General features: G+C 33.0%; 10 protein-coding genes. 5 read left to right on the top strand and 5 right to left on the bottom strand.

Translation table 11 applies throughout. The annotated features are described in order from the left end of the window. Window positions 1-83 precede the first annotated feature (83 nt). The 5 genes from NAB20_RS07380 (at window position 84) to NAB20_RS07360 (ending at window position 3,339) form a co-directional block, all read left to right on the top strand. On the top strand, window positions 84-797 hold the full coding sequence (locus NAB20_RS07380; RefSeq protein ID WP_375604878.1) for a YqjF family protein: 714 nt from the start codon (window positions 84-86) through the stop codon (window positions 795-797). Further along, the gene (locus NAB20_RS07375) at window positions 794-1,612 is read left to right on the top strand and encodes a DCC1-like thiol-disulfide oxidoreductase family protein (RefSeq protein WP_375604877.1); all 819 of its coding nucleotides are present in this window, start codon (window positions 794-796) and stop codon (window positions 1,610-1,612) included. The genes NAB20_RS07380 and NAB20_RS07375 overlap by 4 nt, the downstream gene beginning before the upstream one ends. Window positions 1,613-1,614: 2 nt before the next feature. Beyond that, window positions 1,615-2,523: a TIGR01777 family oxidoreductase gene (locus NAB20_RS07370; RefSeq protein WP_127823697.1), complete on the top strand. Its 909-nt coding sequence runs from the start codon at window positions 1,615-1,617 to the stop codon at window positions 2,521-2,523. 159 nt (window positions 2,524-2,682) lie between these two features. Continuing rightward, window positions 2,683-2,748, top strand: a complete 66-nt coding sequence (locus NAB20_RS07365) for a hypothetical protein (RefSeq protein WP_375605777.1) — start codon at window positions 2,683-2,685, stop codon at window positions 2,746-2,748. Window positions 2,749-2,889: 141 nt separating this feature from the next. Continuing rightward, complete coding sequence (locus tag NAB20_RS07360) at window positions 2,890-3,339, top strand: SRPBCC family protein (protein ID WP_127823695.1); 450 nt, start codon at window positions 2,890-2,892, stop codon at window positions 3,337-3,339. Between the two features lie 156 nt (window positions 3,340-3,495). On the opposite strand, the gene NAB20_RS07355 is transcribed toward NAB20_RS07360, so the two are convergent. The 5 genes from NAB20_RS07355 to NAB20_RS07335 all read right to left on the bottom strand — a co-directional run bounded on the left by NAB20_RS07355 (window position 3,496) and on the right by NAB20_RS07335 (window position 13,817). Continuing rightward, complete coding sequence (locus NAB20_RS07355; protein WP_127823694.1) at window positions 3,496-3,783, bottom strand: hypothetical protein; 288 nt, start codon at window positions 3,781-3,783, stop codon at window positions 3,496-3,498. 572 nt (window positions 3,784-4,355) lie between these two features. Further along, window positions 4,356-4,796: a hypothetical protein gene (locus NAB20_RS07350; protein ID WP_127823693.1), complete on the bottom strand. Its 441-nt coding sequence runs from the start codon at window positions 4,794-4,796 to the stop codon at window positions 4,356-4,358. A 6-nt stretch (window positions 4,797-4,802) separates the two neighbouring features. After that, a complete protein-coding gene (locus NAB20_RS07345) occupies window positions 4,803-5,609 on the bottom strand; it encodes a hypothetical protein (RefSeq protein WP_375604876.1) in 807 nt (268 codons plus the stop codon). Continuing rightward, window positions 5,602-7,983 carry a penicillin-binding protein 1C gene (gene pbpC / locus NAB20_RS07340; RefSeq protein ID WP_375604875.1) on the bottom strand — a complete coding sequence of 794 codons (2,382 nt, stop codon included), beginning with the start codon at window positions 7,981-7,983 and terminating at the stop codon, window positions 5,602-5,604. Before pbpC ends, NAB20_RS07345 begins: the two co-directional genes overlap by 8 nt. A 131-nt stretch (window positions 7,984-8,114) precedes the next feature. Next, window positions 8,115-13,817, bottom strand: a complete 5,703-nt coding sequence (locus tag NAB20_RS07335) for an alpha-2-macroglobulin (RefSeq protein ID WP_127823690.1) — start codon at window positions 13,815-13,817, stop codon at window positions 8,115-8,117. Window positions 13,818-13,859 lie beyond the last annotated feature (42 nt).

Below are 13,859 nucleotides of genomic sequence, written 5' to 3'. Positions count from 1 at the left end.
TCCTAACTCCTATAATTTTAAACAAAAATAAAACATAAACATACTTTCATTTTTTTTTGAAAGTTTAAAAAATAAAATAAAAAATGAACTTCTTAACCGCACAATGGAAAAATCTGATCATGGCAAATTATGTTACTGATCCTATAGTATTACAAAAATATCTTCCTACTGGTACCGAATTGGATTTTTTTAACGGCAACTGTTATGTGAGTTTAGTTGGATTTATGTTTGAAGACACAAAAGTTTTAGGCGTAAAAATTCCCAATCACATCCATTTTGAAGAAGTAAATCTTCGGTTTTATGTAAAACGATTTGAAAATGGTGAATGGAGACGTGGTGTTGTGTTTATTAAAGAAATTGTTCCTAAAAGCGCTATCACTTTTGTTGCTAACACTTTATATAAAGAGCATTATGAAACCCAAACTATGAGTCATAAGACAAATTTAGAAGCAGAGATTTTGAATGTTAGCTATCAATGGCATCAAGAAAACGGCAGCAACAAAATTGAGGTGAATGCCTATGATTTTCTGTTACCATTAGACCCCAATAGTGAAGCCGAATTTATTATGGAGCATTATTATGGCTATACAAAATATAACTTAAACACAACCTATGAATACGAAGTACAACATCCTAAATGGGAACAGTATTCAATTAAAAATTATTGTATTGAAGTTGATTTTGAAAAAAATTATGGAACTGACTTTAGCTTTTTAAATACAATGAAACCTTGTTCCGTCTATCTAGCCAAAGGTTCAGTGATTGCAGTAAAAAACAAAAGAAAGCTAGTACTATGAGAACATTACAAAACCAAACATTGCTATACGACGAAGATTGTCCGCTTTGCAAAGCCTATACTACTACTTTCATTAAAACAGGGATGTTAGATACTAATGGCAGAAAATCTTATTGTTCCATCAATCTTGAAGAAAAGAGTTATGTAGATATAGTAAGAGCTTCCAATGAAATAGCATTAATTGACAATCATAACAAAACTGTAATTTATGGAATTGATAGTTTGTTAAAAGTAATAGGTAATTCCTTCCCTATTATTCAAAAAATTGGAAACTTTAAGCCAATTCACTGTTTTCTAAAAAAACTATATTCTTTTATCTCTTACAATCGAAAAGTAATACTACCAGGCAATCCTAAAAGTAAAAAAGTAAATTGCGAACCAAGCTTTAATCTAGCTTATAGAATAGGCTATTTACTCTTTAGTATACTAATCACAGGGTTCGTTTTGACAAAATTTTCAACTTTGATTCCGTATATAAAACAAAGTAGTCATTTTAGAGAAATAGCCATTGCGTTAGGTCAACTACTTTTTCAAATGGTTTTTCTTCACAAAGACACTTTAAAAAAACAAATGGATTATTATGGAAATTTGATTACGGTTTCACTAATTGGTTCAATACTTTTAAGTCCTATGTTAGTATTGAATGCTCTTACTAGTTTGTCATTTCCGATAGTTGCGATTTGGTTTTTTACAGTTGTGCTCATTATGTTTTTTGAACACAAAAGACGAGTACAACTATTAGAACTGCCTTCTTATCTAAGTTATACTTGGATTCTTTATAGAATTATCGTTTTAGTATTACTATTAAAATTTTAAAAATGAAACTCATCATTGCCGCTGGAACAGGATTTTTAGGAAATGTCATTGTAGCGTATTTCCAACAAAAATTCACGGAAATCATCGTCTTAACTAGAGGAAAATCTAGACAAGAAGGGAACATATATTATATTCACTGGAACGCTAAAAGTTTAGGCGGATGGGAAACTGCATTAGAGAATGCTGATGTATTAATAAATATGGCAGGCAAATCTGTTGATTGTAGATACAATGAGAAAAACAAAAAAGAAATTTTACTTTCTAGAATTAGAAGTACCAAAATCCTGAACGAAGCCGTTTTACAATGTCAGAATCCACCTAAACACTGGCTGAATTCTTCAACTGCGACCATATATCGTCATTCTGAAGACAAGCAAATGGATGAATACACTGGAGAGATAGGCAATGATTTTTCGATGAATGTCGCACAAAGTTGGGAAAAAGCCTTCTTTAAAACCGAAACCCCACTAACAAAGAAAACAGCATTGAGAACCTCTATTGTTTTAGGCAAAAAAGGTGGTGCTTTTCCTCCTATTAAAAATCTTGTGCAAATGGGTTTTGGTGGCAAACAAGGAAATGGCAACCAATTTATAAGTTGGATACACGAAAAAGATTTTGCCCGAGCGATAGATTTTATTATTGAAAAAGAAATTACAGGCAAGGTAAACCTAGTTTCTCCCGAACCTATCCAAAACAAAGTCTTTATGAAAACACTTCGTAAGGAAATGAAAATACCTTTTGGCACTCCGCTAGGCAAACGAATGTTAGCATTTGGCGCAAAAATCATTGGTACTGAAACCGAATTAGTTTTAAAAAGTAGAAATGTAATTCCGAAACGATTAATCGAAAATGGATTTGAATTTACGTATGACAAAATAACAAAAACATTCGAAGATTTATTACAAAAATGAATATGAAAAACTCTTATTTACTAAAGCATTGGATGTATACAAATCTACTGGGACCGTTTATTTCTCAAATCATCATGTACTTTTATGACTTAAACCCTAATAAAATTGTTGGCCTTTTAGAAGTTTATCCTGTATCGCTAATCTTCAGTTTATTCTTTTCTGCTCCTACTTATATTTTGTGCGGTTTCTGTTTTGCTTATCTCAAAAAAAAGATGTCGATTTTAATGCTAAAAATTATTTTTATTCCATTCATAGTTCTAGGGGTAATTTGCACCGCTAATTTAATTGGAGGTAAAATGACTACTGACATAATCGCATCGTATTCTACAGCAGCAATATTCACTGGAATTTTAACCAAAATTTAATATGGCAACCCTAAAAATCACCACAAACTACTTTGCTCCCATTGAAAAAGTCTTTGATAGCAATAGAGATATTGATATTCATCAACAATCGGCTAGTAAAACAAAAGAGGTGGCTATTGCAGGGATAACTTCTGGGCTGATTAATAAAAATGAAACGGTTACTTGGCGAGGAAAACATTTTGGATTTTATTTTACTCATCAAAGCATTATCTCTGAAATGAATTTTCCAACCTATTTTGTAGATGAGCAACTAAAAGGTCATTTTAAAAGTTTTAAACACCAGCATTTTTTTGAACAAAAAGAAAATTATGTAGTAGTTACCGATATTGTTACCTACGAAACTCCTTTTGGGATATTTGGTAAATTATTCGATAGATTTTTATTAAAAAATCATTTGACAAATTTTATTTTACATCGGAATCGAGTTCTAAAAAAGCTAGCAGAGCAATAAAACCCAAGAACCGCATGTTGAAGCAACTTAACAAAGTTTCACACAGAAATACAAAAACTAATCGATAGTAAGAAATAGTGAACTAAAATAATTTACAGAAAAGCAAGGCTATTTTTCAACAGCCTTGCTTACAAATTTATGCTAAATACTACCTTATTATAACCTTACAATTCCTGTAACATAAGGGCTACCATTTAATGGTTGGAATATCTCCACAATAGCCTCCCAAATCACTTCTGAAGGAGGCATACTAGCCGTACATTTAAAACGGTAGTTTGTTCCTGCTACTACTTGAGTTGAAACTGTATTTGGCGTATATTTTACACCTACAAAACCTTTCATAGCCTCATCAAATACAGCTATGTCTTGTGGTGTTAATGGATGATACGGAGACCAACCTCCTAATACAACCTCTTTTTCGTTTAATACTGTGTTAGTTGACATAATTTTAGTTGTTAAATAGATTTCTTACTCGTTTGGCTTTTCAGTATCCGCCCTGTTTTTAAACTGTTACAGTCAGTTTTTTTTAATGGATTCCATTTATTTAATATAGATTGTTGCTTAATTAATTTATATATACTTATGGGGTTCCAGCTCATAAAAAATGAAACAATAAAAAAGTTAACTAGTAAACTTTTAGAATAAAACTTGAATTGGCTATTGAACAAATATGATTTTACTCCCTAGCAAAACATACACGATCAACCTACCAAAGTATTCTTTGTTTTTATTTCTGATTCTAAATTAGTCGATTTAGAAAGAGAGAAAATTTATTTAGGAATAAGAGAGGGATTTTTTGGTATAAAGTAACTATAAATGATACACAAGAGTATTTTGCTTGTGAATTGATTCCAAACAATTAAGAGCATCTAATAATCAAGTGTTTAAAGAATCCAAAAGAAATTTTTCAATTTCTTGATTGAGAAAAGGTTGTTAAAAAATGGTTGTTAAGGTGAACGAGTTTTTAAAATCACAAACAGCAAAGCAATTAATTAAACATTCTTGAAAATTAAAACTTAAATCTTTTCAATTAAATCTATCTCTTTCTTTTCATTCAATCTAACCATAAACATTGCTTTTTTATTATTTTTCACCTCTTCAAAAAAATCTAATCGTGCTCCTTCAACTGTTATTTCCATATATTTCATTTCTTCAGTACTGTAGCTAAAATCTTTAGCTAACTTTAGTTTATTCACCTCTTCTGAAATACAATCAATATTAAATAATTCTGCATTTTCTTTTGAATTAAAAATTGATTTAATGTTAAAATTAACCGATGCACAATTATAAGTTAATTCATAATTATCTAAAGCATCAATTACAACTACATTGGTTATAAACAAAGAATATCTAGAAAATAAATTAGAGTTACATTTACAAACTTCTTGTTTGGAATCAATTTTTTGCTTGCAACTTAAAGTAATCATACAAAGCATTAAAATGTATATTTTTTTCATTTTTCTTTAATAATTTTTAAGTTGAATCAGACATAAAACCCACCAAACAATTGGTATTGCCTCCACCCAAAATGATGTATAATATTTAGAACGATTAGTTTTTGCAAAAAACAGTGCGATTGCAATTACGCTAATTAAGATTTGAAATTTGAAATTTGAAATTACTCCTATAAATACTACTAAGAACAGCACAAAATACCCCAACCACTTTGTCTTCTTAACTCCTATTTGTTGCGGGATAGTTTGTAAACTCAATGCATCATTAGATAAATCAACAATTTCAAAAATAAGCATCAAAACAAAAACAATAAGAAAACGTTGGATTAAATAAATCCAAATCAATTCTCCAATTAGCATTTCTGAATAAAAAATGGGTAAAAAGACTGTTACAATAGCCCAACTCAATGCTACTAGATAAATTTTTACGCCGCTCCAATTTCTAAAATTTGTTGAATTAGGTAGTATAGGCAGGGTATAAAAACCGGTTAGAAACAATGACACGATGGCGATAATTTGGGTTGGCTGGTTAAGTTGAAAAAAATAATATCCACAACATACTGCCGAAACAAAACTTAACACAATAACCCCTTTCAATTGACTATGCCAAACTACTTTTTTAACTCTAGCTAATTCATCATATTTGATAAAATTATAACCTACTATTGTCCCAAAAAAGGCAAACCAAGATACATTATTATCAATTCGTAACTGAAATTCAGCGCACGTAATTTCTATAAAAGCAAAAACCGCTAAAGCTACGTGAATGCTTCCGTTGATATAAAAGTCGAAAATCTTTTTGAGCAGTTTACTCATTTTCTATAGTTACATACTGTTTTAATTCGCTACCTGATTCATCAACTACTGTAATCAAATGTTTTCCAGTGGAAGTTATAATGGGCATTTCGTGAAAAGTTTGTGTAGTCCCTTTAAATTCGTTGTCAATGTACCAATATATTTTTGTATCCCTGTTTGAATGTGCTATTTTAAAAATAACAGGCTGTATTTTTCCTTCAAAGTTTTTCGTGAGGTAGATTTTACTATTAGCTTTAGGATAAATAAATCCCATTGAATTTGTATTTGCGTCTTTACAATCTGATCGAAACGGTGGCAATGGCATATAATCTATATGCAGTCCTTTGTAATACCATTCCATCACGGGAGGTAAGACAAACCAAGATTGGGTAACAATATTATCTACAGATTCACAAGTGCTATTCACTCGATACTGTCTTGTTGGATCTAAATGTATGGTTTTATGATACGGACAAACTTTCGTTTTCATCCCGCTTTTAGGAATAAGTTGCTTTACTTTTGGACAGTCATCTTTGGCTAAATACCCACTTAGTTTACAGCCATCTACCGAAACTAAATCTTGGGGTTCTGAAAACCATTTTTTACGTGGTAACAAATGAAAGACATCAAATAAAACAGGTGCAGCACTATCAATTCCTGTTAATTGTGGACGTCCTTCACCCGAAGCATTACCAACCCAAATTCCTACGACATAATCACTATTGGTTCCTATTGCCCAAGCATCACGATTCCCGAAACTTGTACCCGTTTTCCAAGCAATTTGTATAGAAGAATCGTAAAAACGCCAAGCTTCATCCTCCGTTGGACGATTTACCTCTTTCATCGCTTGATAAGTTAGATAAATTGCTCCTGCTCCAACGGTGTTTTTCTCTTCTTTTTCATCTCCAAATTCTTGTAAAAAATCCTTCTTATAATTGATTTCACAAAATTCATTTGTTCTGTATTTCTGTGACTTCTGATAATAATTTAACGAAGAAGTTAGATTAGCATAAGTCCGACTTAAATCCCATAAATTACTTTCGGCACCACCTAAAATTAGTGACAAACCATAATGATCTGGATGTTTATTGATATTTTTTAACTTGTATTGCTTTAATGTTTCATAAAATTTATGAACGCCGTGTTCTTGCAACATCAAAACCGCAGGAATATTCAAGGATCTAGACAAAGCCCTTTGTGCTGGCACAGCACCGTCAAACGTTAAATTGAAATTTTGAGGCATATACCCTGAAATTTGCGTGGGTATGTCTGCAACTAATGTATTGGGTAAAATTTCACCTTCATCTACCATTGATGCAAACAACAAGGGTTTTAATACACTTCCTGTACTTCTGGGTGCCGTAATAATATCTACATCCTTATCGTGATACCTATCTGTAGGCGTATTTCCTACATAACTTAGTACATTTCTGTTTTTAACATCGAGTACAATCACTGCCATATTATGGACTTCGTTTTGACTATATTGATTGTAATACTGGCTCACGATCTGATTGACTCTGTTTTGCAGAGAAATATCGATAGTCGTTACCATTTTTTGCTCAGGATTTTCTTTAGCCACTTTTTGCAATAAATGGGGGGCGATTTGCGGCAAATTAAATGGTTTTTGAGGCAAAGGTTCTGTAATAGCAAGGTCGAAAGTAAGTTTATCGATAATTTTATTATCCCATAATTTTTTTAACAATCGATTGCGTTTTTTTAGTAATTGCTGCTGATTTTTCCCTGGATAAATCAATTTGGGTGAATTAGGCAAAACCGCTAATGTAGCACTTTCAGCCCACGATAATTGATGCGGTTGCACCCCAAAATAACGCCAAGCAGCCATTTCAAGACCTACCACATTTCCTCCAAAAGGTGCGTGTGCTGCATATAATTCTAAAATTCGTTCTTTTGAGTGCCTGAACTCCAAACGAGTGGAAAGAACAAGTTCGATAATTTTTTCAAAATAAGTTCTTTTTTGATTTTTTCGAGACAAACGAACCACCTGTTGCGTAATGGTACTTCCTCCTCGCACTACTTTTCCTGCTGCTCTATTTTGTTTGATTGCCTTAACCATCGCAATAGGGTTAAAACCAGGATGATAATAAAAATGCTCGTCTTCAAAATAGACCACACATTTTTTAAACTTATCAGGAATAGCATCTTGTTCTGGAAACCGCCACTGACCATCAGAAGCAATTTTTGCTCCTAATAATTCACCCGTACTACTTTCAATCACCGTTGAATAAGGTTCAACAAAAAGTATTCGTGGTAATGAAAAATAATAAATAATTAGGACTATAAATCCAATGATGGATTTCTTTTTATTGGAAATGATCCAGTTTTTTATTTGTTTAAAGAAATTTATATTATGAAATTTATTTTTTAAATCCATTTATGATTAAATATTTTCGGATTTTTTTATTTCACAGAGTTACACAAAGGAAACACAAAGTTTCACGAAGCTTTGTGAAACTTTGTGAAAAAACTTTGTGAGACTTTGTGTTACTGTGCTAAATTCAATTTTTACTTCACGATTTGCACCCATTGTCCCTTCGTACGAGCCATAAAACTATTATCATACATAGCTTCACACTGTACACCTGGCAAATAATAACTTCCTAAGTAGGAAGCATTAATCAGCATTTTGAATACTCTAGTTTCTCCCGATTTTAATCCGAAGTAATAATTCGCTCTATCATCACGGATATCAATATAATCTGCTAGATTTTCTGTTGCGTTACCAAAATCAGTATAACGCGTATTGACAATTTCAAATCCAGAAGGCAAAATTTGAGTAAGTGCTATGTTCGGCACAAATTCGTTTTTGCCATTTCTAAGCACCACCTCAGCAATAAGTTCTGTTCCTTGAGCAATTTTAGAAACATTTATCGCTTTTCCTTTTCTATCTTTAAATACTACCGAAGCCGTAACATTACTAGAAGCTACTTTTTCTTGTCCCACAGGTAGTATTCCACTATTAATAATTCTAAGGAATAACGTATTGTTTTTATTATTTTTCAAAGTCACTTTACCTATACCTCCTGTCGTGATAATAGTACGCTGCGCAATAGGCTTTGCAGAATTGATAGCAACCGTTTTACCAGCATTTGTCAACTGTACATTAATTCCTTTTCCGCCATTAAATTTAGCAAACTTAGACATGGCATACAATGAATACGCCGTCGTTTGCGTACTCATCCAAGTGTCTGAAGAAAGATTTTTAGCTAAGGTCACCGCCGTTTTAAACGCTTTTTGTTTTTGATTCATCAAAACTAAAGTCTCTAGTGTCATGGCTCGATTTCTATCTGCCGAACCATAACTATAATAATACCCTGAATTTGTATCGTCAATAGTACTATGCAATAACAATTCCGTTGCTGCACTGGTTTGCTGAATAAGCGCATACGTTGCTGCTAAACGAAGTTTAGTTTCATTTGAAATACCTTTTGTTTCACGCAAACGATTCATCGAAGCTAAATCGGCTGCATCAGCAAGTGCCAAAGTGTATAAACGATACGCTTGATTCAAATCGGTATTATAATCATTTTCCATTCGCCATTGCTTCGCTATTTTTTGTTGGTAAGCAATCCATTTTGATTTAAAATTTGCAGGTAAGGCATATCCTTTTTTCTCAGCTTCTAGCATAAAATGTCCTGCATAACTCGTTCCCCAATCATCTGGCGTTGTACCACCTTCCCAATAACTTACACCCCCTGCAACAAGCTGAAAACTGGATAATCTTGCAATCCCTTTGGTCACATTTCGCTGAATAGATTGTTTCCTAGTTGCATCTACATCGATAATATCTGTCAAATACAACTGTGGAAAAACAGAAGAAGTCGTTTGCTCCACACAACCGTGAGGGTATTGAATAAGATAATCTAAACGTCTTCCAAAATCGATTGTAGGAATAGATGAAATTTCAATAACCGCCTTATTACTTCCTGCTACACCAAATGATTTCCAATCCATCGTTTTTTGAGCATTCCCCCCTATAAGCGCATCTGATGTAAGCGTAGTCACTGGATTAGGATTCATAACATCTATTTCGACCTCATAAACCGATTTTTCATTTCCAGAAGTTGCTATAACTTGAACTTTTCCAATACCTGTAACATTTCCAACACTCAAATTGAAATAGGCCATTTTTTCATCCGGACTTGCGAAATATACTTTTTGTGTCGCTGGACTCGTCAATTTGACTGCATTGTTTGTTTTTACTTGTACGGTAACATTTTTAATATGCTTTTCTGTTGCAAAAAGCGTTACGGGTAACGTTACTTTTTCCGAAGGAGAAATTTTCCTAGGCAAAGAGGCTAACACCATTAACGGACTTTTCACTGCCGTCACTTTTTCGGCCATACCATAGGCTCCTTTTTCGGCATTCGCAGCCACGATCATAGTCTTTACCGAACCTATATATTTAGGTAGTTTGAATGTATGCGTTTTACTTCCTCCACTTAATCTAAACGGGCCAAAATACATTACTACGGGTTTGAAGCGATTTGCCTTTTTAGCATTTGCTCCGCCTTTTTCGGCATCACCACCTATACTAAAAATCTGATTGATACGACCACCATAAGCTCCTATTACATTATCATAAATATCCCAAGTACGAACACCTAAAGCTTCACGGGTATAGAAACTATCCCAAGCGTTGGGCGTTTTAAATCGGGTTAAATCTAAAAGACCCTCATCAACCACCGCAATCGTATAGGTCATATCCTTACCATTTTCTTCACTAACCTTAACATTTACGGTACTTTCAGGCTTTAAGACTTCTGGCATTTCAATTTTAGGCTTCAAAATCGTTTCTTTATCAACCACACTTATAGGTACGAGTCCGTACATACGAATAGGCGCATCATTTTTGGTCGAAGCGTGCGGACGCAGCATCGTTATGTTAATATAAACATTAGGAGCCATATCACTAGTAATATCAAGATTTACTTGTGTTTCCCCTTTATCTGTTTTTTCCCAGAATGTTTTTACCACTCGAGAACCATTTTCGATCGAGATCAACGCTCGTCCCCCTTCACTAGATGGGAAGAAGATTTTGGCTGTTTCGCCTACGTTGTACTCTTTTTTATTGGTTGAAAAACGTAACATAGTAGCTTCTTTACCATCCGAATTTTTAGAACGTTCCGACCAATAAGGATAATCTAAAAACACTGTATTACCAGTCGCATGACCATCGTTAGGGTCTATAGCTCTAATTAGATAGCGTCCCCATTCGTCTTCTGGTACAGAAAAGGCTACATTACCTCGCCCAGCACTATCTGTATTAATTCGAAAAGTATCATACGGTGTTGTAGATGTGCCTGTACTATAATTTGACAAATTATCAGACGATTCGTCCCACCACCATCTGGAATCAATTTTATAAACTTTTATCTCTAGTCCTCTTACCGATTTAGGTTGGCCTTTCTCGTTTAGTGTTATAAATTCATAACGATTCTTTTTGCCTGTTTCTAACAAACCATATTTATTAGGCTCGGGTGTTTTTATACCCACATACGTAGGATAAGGAGAATATTTCACTGCGCTCACATCGGTACTTACATCACCTCCATTTTCATAGACTTTTGTAATAAAAGCTGCATTTAACATGCCGGGTGCTTGTCCTTTCAAATTAGGATCTATAGAAAAACTTGCTACACCATTTTGATTAACTTTTCCTGCATACACATTTACTTCTTCTGTAGAAAAAGCACGAGTAGGATCATCAAAAACATAATTAGAATATCCTTCAAAAGTTGTGGTTTGTTGAGTAAACTTGGCTTGTACTTCGGTTTTTAGATCTTTGGCAATAGCGCCGTGCATCCAAGTAACTTTAATTGTGTTATGATTTTTTCTTGTAGCTGAAAGAACTTTTTGATTAAAACTATTTTTAATTTTTAATCTATTCGGTTTAATTGTTTCAATTTTTATACTCTTATAAAAATTGGCTCCTCCTACATTTACTTTGGCTTCCCAGTTTCCTGTTGGAGCATCCGTATTGGTTGCTATATCAAAACGGTAATGATGATCTTCATTGGTCTTATGAATATATTGATAAATAGTTTTACCTGCTGGATCATTGAATCTAAATTTTAGGGGATGATTTACGGGTATTTTATTTGCATTATCATTTAAGATAAATGATAGATGAATAGAATCACCAGGACGCCAAACGCCTCTTTCGCCATAAAGATAACCTTTTAATCCTTTTTGTAACGATTCTCCTGCTACATCAAAATTACTTAATGATAAAGACAGTTCATCATCTAATTTAACATACGTTGTGCTTTTTCCTTGTTTTACTATAGCAAAATAAGCAAATTTCTTTAAGTCAAATTTGGCTATTCCGCTGCCATCGGTTGTTGAAGTGGCTATTTTTTGTTGTTGGTAAGTGTATAAATCTACGGTTGCACCTCCTACAGGATCTGTTGATACAATATCACTTACTGCTATTGTTATACTTTTATTATTTCCTCTTTTAGCTATAACGCCTAAATCGGTAGCTAAAACATTTGTTGATACTTTTGTGTTGTTGTAATAATAATCTGTGCATGGATCTTGACTTTGTAACCATTCGTAGTCTTCTTCATAATAGTAATCATAATCTTCTCCACTATAGTTTACATCATCTTCTTCTACCTCTTCTTCTTCTTCTATTATTTCCTCATTATCTCCTGAACATTTATACAATGCGTCTCTCTTTTTGAATGAAAATTCTACTCTATAGATACAGCCTGGTTCTGATGCTATCATTTTGGATAAATCAAGAGCATAAGTATTCCATTTACTATAATCTAAAAGTTCATTTTGTTTTAATTCAAGGGTGGTTTTGGCAACTGGTTGGCTTACTTTTTTAAGGTTTCTGTTACCGTTCAATTCATTATCTTGTAAGAACTGTAAGATATTGTTTTCATATATTTTATAAATTTTCACGTTTACTTTTTTCAAATTAGCCGCTTCAAAATGGATTTGTAAATGGTTAGAACTTGGCAAAATAGTCCCATTTTTAATTAGTCGAACAGCTGGCTTTATGGATTCAAAATCAATTGTTTTTGCATAATTTTCTTTTAGTTCGTCTCCATAAATATTCTTAATTCCTTGAAAAATTTCAACTAATCGTGATCCGCTTAACGTTTCTTTTGGCGTTTCTTCTTCTTCTGCTGTTTCTTCTTCATACGATTCATCGCTCTCATTTGATACTGGAACAGTTGTTATGGAGTCTACTGCTTGTACTGTTGCTACAGTTGAGTCAATAGCTGTTGCGGTGGTATCTTCCGTTTCTACAACGGTTATTGTTTCTTTTTCAACAGGTGCTGCTATGATTACTTCTTCTTTTTCGGGTTTGTTGTTGTTAAAAAATACTTTTAAAATATTTCCTGTTACTGCATACTTTACGCCCTTTGTATTTTGAATATTTATTAATCCGCTAAAATCTTGGTCTTTTTTTAAGGGGTCTGAAAAATTTATTAGTAATGATTGGTTGTTTTCATCTCCTACTTCAACACGCATTACTTTAAAATCATTTTTTGCGGGAATTGCTAATTTAGATTTTCCTTCGTTTTCTGCTTCTATTGCATCACCATCCCATTCCAATGCTATTTCACTAGCTTGGTCAAAACGCTTAATACCTTCTACTCGGTATTTAAATTCAGTATTGGTGCTTTCGTCTTTATCAAAAGTAATTTCTAAATCATCTCCTTCTTGTGAGCATTCTAACAAATCTTCTATATCGTCAAAATCCGCTACATCGGCAGTCTTTACTGTACCTATTAGATAATACGTTTCTTTATCTGAAGATTGCAACTCATCTGTCTTCACAATAAAATCTTGTTTGATAGTTTTGAAAGAGAATTTGAATTCTTCTAATTCTTTAGGAACCGATTTTATTTTTTCTAGATTTAAAGTCACTTCGTACAATGTATTTTGATCTAATTTATCTTTTGGAACAAAAGCTATTGTATTGGAGGAAAGGGCAACTACTTTTCCCCTTACGCTTGGAGAAATATCAAACAAATCACTATCCAATTCTTGATTAACTTTCCAAGTTGAATTATGAAAAGCTAACTGCACTCGAATATCCGATTTGACGGAAACAAACCCTGATGTAAAAGCATTAATATATCCTTTAAACAGTCCAAAATTAGAATTAAAATCAGATGCTTTTTTAGAACACGAAAACTGAAACAAAAGCACGAAAAACAAAACAAGTAGTCTAGATAATTTCATTATTCTCAAAAATTATTTATTTAGATTAGCAAACGTAAATGT

It is taken from the genome of Flavobacterium davisii, from assembly GCF_042182265.1.
Classification (GTDB): Bacteria; Bacteroidota; Bacteroidia; order Flavobacteriales; family Flavobacteriaceae; genus Flavobacterium; species Flavobacterium davisii.
The sequence above is the reverse complement of the archived record's forward strand: the minus strand, read 5'-3'. Positions and strand labels throughout refer to the sequence as shown.

Excerpts from the sequence above, each read along its gene's own strand:
- NAB20_RS07380 (WP_375604878.1), top strand. The coding sequence starts at position 84 with ATGAACTTCTTAACCGCACAATGGAAAAATCTGATCATGGCAAATTAT.
- NAB20_RS07355 (WP_127823694.1), bottom strand. The coding sequence starts at position 3,783 with ATGTCAACTAACACAGTATTAAACGAAAAAGAGGTTGTATTAGGAGGT.
- pbpC (WP_375604875.1), bottom strand. The coding sequence starts at position 7,983 with ATGGATTTAAAAAATAAATTTCATAATATAAATTTCTTTAAACAAATA.
- NAB20_RS07335 (WP_127823690.1), bottom strand. The coding sequence starts at position 13,817 with ATGAAATTATCTAGACTACTTGTTTTGTTTTTCGTGCTTTTGTTTCAG.
- NAB20_RS07375 (WP_375604877.1), top strand. The coding sequence starts at position 794 with ATGAGAACATTACAAAACCAAACATTGCTATACGACGAAGATTGTCCG.
- NAB20_RS07345 (WP_375604876.1), bottom strand. The coding sequence starts at position 5,609 with ATGAGTAAACTGCTCAAAAAGATTTTCGACTTTTATATCAACGGAAGC.
- NAB20_RS07350 (WP_127823693.1), bottom strand. The coding sequence starts at position 4,796 with ATGAAAAAAATATACATTTTAATGCTTTGTATGATTACTTTAAGTTGC.
- NAB20_RS07370 (WP_127823697.1), top strand. The coding sequence starts at position 1,615 with ATGAAACTCATCATTGCCGCTGGAACAGGATTTTTAGGAAATGTCATT.
- NAB20_RS07360 (WP_127823695.1), top strand. The coding sequence starts at position 2,890 with ATGGCAACCCTAAAAATCACCACAAACTACTTTGCTCCCATTGAAAAA.